The organism is Pirellulales bacterium (assembly GCA_035939775.1).
GTDB lineage: Bacteria > Planctomycetota > Planctomycetia > Pirellulales > DATAWG01 > DASZFO01.
The window spans coordinates 1-2,422 of sequence record DASZFO010000207.1; the positions used below are offsets into that span (position 1 = coordinate 1).

The 2,422-nt window shown below is 59.9% G+C and carries 4 protein-coding genes; 2 read left to right on the top strand and 2 right to left on the bottom strand.

The window, feature by feature from the left end; translation table 11 throughout:
- Together VGY55_13160 and VGY55_13165 are read right to left on the bottom strand one after the other, a co-directional pair.
- Nucleotides 1-1,117, bottom strand: a 1,117-nt coding sequence (locus VGY55_13160) for a hypothetical protein (protein ID HEV2970914.1), incomplete at its 3' end; no start/stop codon positions are given.
- Nucleotides 1,118-1,252: 135 nt separating this feature from the next.
- A complete protein-coding gene (locus VGY55_13165) occupies nucleotides 1,253-1,537 on the bottom strand; it encodes a hypothetical protein (protein HEV2970915.1) in 285 nt (94 codons plus the stop codon).
- Nucleotides 1,538-1,709: 172 nt separating this feature from the next.
- Between VGY55_13165 and VGY55_13170 the strand changes: the two genes are divergently transcribed.
- On the top strand, nucleotides 1,710-1,952 hold the full coding sequence (locus VGY55_13170) for a ribbon-helix-helix domain-containing protein (protein HEV2970916.1): 243 nt from the start codon (nucleotides 1,710-1,712) through the stop codon (nucleotides 1,950-1,952).
- Complete coding sequence (locus tag VGY55_13175) at nucleotides 1,937-2,278, top strand: type II toxin-antitoxin system PemK/MazF family toxin (protein ID HEV2970917.1); 342 nt, start codon at nucleotides 1,937-1,939, stop codon at nucleotides 2,276-2,278. The genes VGY55_13170 and VGY55_13175 overlap by 16 nt, the downstream gene beginning before the upstream one ends.
- Nucleotides 2,279-2,422 lie beyond the last annotated feature (144 nt).

Genomic DNA, 2,422 nt, shown 5'->3' on the forward strand with positions numbered 1-2,422 from the left:
GTTTCGCGCTGGGCTTTTCGAGTGGCTTCTTGTCGGCCGGTTTGTCGGGGGCCGGCAGCGGCGGCGGCGGAACTTTTGCGGCGGGCTTATTCCCCTCGATGTTTCGGTCCCCCGGCTTCTTCTCCGACGGCAAGTGTTTCAGAAACCCTGCCAGATGATCGGAATCCTGCGGGCCGAGCACATTGACGGCTCGGCGGAATAGCGGCGCGGCCGCGTCGATTTGATTATCGAAGTACAGGCAAACGCCGAGCACGAAGAGCGCATCCGGATCGTGTGGATGGTCCCTAACGGCTTTTCTCAGGGCGTCGAGATGCGACTGCTTGACGACCTTGTTCGCACCGTAAAGTTCGTCGAGTTGAAAACCGGAATCGGCCCAATCGGGATCGAGCTGTAGCCCATGCCGAAAGGCCCTTGCCACGTCGGCAAACCGCGCCATCGCCACCAGCGCGAACCCCTGCCGGAATTGAGGCTCCGCCAAATCGCGCGCCGCGGCGGCGGCGTCGCGATAGCGCGACAGCGCTTGCGCGAATCGCCGCTGAACAAACTCGGCGTCTCCTTGATCGACCAGATTCCAGGACTTCTGCCGAGCGCGATGGTCGGCGGGAGGAATGATCGGAGCAGCATCGGCATCGACGCCGCGCCGCGGACGGGCCAGTGGCTGCACCTGAGGAGCGGGCGCGGGGTCGACTCCCATCATCCTCAGCACGGCTTGCGGACCGAATAGAGCGTTTCCCGAGACAACTACCGGCGGCGCGATATAGGGACCGAAGGTGCCCGAATCGGTCGTGAGCGAATAAGGAGAACCGGGATACCAGCCGTAGACATAGGAATAAACAACGATCCCGGTCACGCTGTTGGAGCCACGCGAGCCGCCGCCGAAGAACGATCGCGATTCCGCGGCTGGCCCACTAGGTCCGAACGCGCGGCGGAATCGATCTTGGGAAATTCCGCGCGCGAAGTCGGCGGAGTCGCGCGAGAATGGATCGTGCCGATCCCCCTGTTGCGAACCCGAGACCTGTCCGTTGTCTCGTGTCCCTTGTCCGCAAACGCTGCCGCCGAAAGCCAACGACACGAACCCGGCCGCCACGAAAACCAATCCAACGAACCAGCGCGACACAGCAAGCCTCCTGCAGCGGCCTGGATTCCAGCCGTGCCCGCATTATCCCGCGTTTCTTCAGAAAACACAACCGCGCCGCGAGATTTGTAGTGGCAGGGAAGTGAGGTGGTCGCCAGCGCCAATCGCCAGCCAAGCTCACGCCTTCATCCGCATGTGGCGGAATGGTGGGTAGCCGGTGACGCCAACTGCGGCAAACACAAAACCAGAGAATGCGCACCATGCGGCAGGCCACAAGCCTTGGGCGAATGCGCTCCATGTAGCCGGCCACAAGCCGTGGCGGAAGCCGATGGATGCAGCCGCACCGAAGTTAGCGACCGCTATAAGCATCGCGAGGATACGGACGACTGGTCTGACTTTCTGCATTGTTTCGGAGCCGTCCAATAGCGGCGGATTCGACTGCTGATTCGCGGGCTTGTCCATACGGTCATCCTACCATATCGGTCCGGCTGAACTGAAAGCGGCGGCGTGAAGTATGAGTAGAGATGGCGATGCACACGATCTCAAGACACTTCCGGGAGTCGGATGAGGTTGCAAGTCATAATCTTGCAGGTGCTTGCTCGGTATGATATATTATCATACTAGGAGGGTTTGAATGAGGAGCGCAAAGATCGCCATAACCATCGACGAGGGGCTTCTCGACCGTCTAGACCGCTTGGTCAGCGAACAGCGATTTCCAAATCGTAGCCGCGCAATCCAAGAGGCCATTCAAGACAAACTTGAACGAATGGATCGTAGTCGCTTAGCGCGGGAATGCGCAAAACTCGACCCGTCTTTCGAGCAGCAACTTGCCGAAGAAGGGATGGCGGCGGATTTCGAGCAATGGCCCGAATACTGAGAGGCGACGTCATTTGGGCTGAATTAGATCCTGTTCGCGGGCATGAACAGGGCGGTCGCCGTCCCGTCGTCATTCTGAGCGAGGATGTGTTCAACGCTCGGTCGGGAACGGCCATCGCGATGGCGATTACTAGCCAACTCCCGCGAGCCGGATTTCCGCTTACCTTGCCGTTGAAAAGCGTTGCCCTTCCGAAACCCTCGTGGGCAAAAATCAGCCAGATTCGCACACTCTCGATCGAGCGTCTCGGCAGGAAGATTGGCCAGCTTTCCTCGGAAGAACTCGACCGATTGATTGAAGGGGTCAATGAAATCGTGGGGAGTCATTGATCAGCCGTCCGCTACGGCTTGAGCACAATCTTTCCCGCCAGTGCGCCGGACTTGCCGAGAGTGCTCTCTTCTTGCAGGCGATGGGCGGCGGCGGTTTCGGAGAGGGGCAGCACGCGATCGATATTTGCGCGGAGTTGTCCTGAG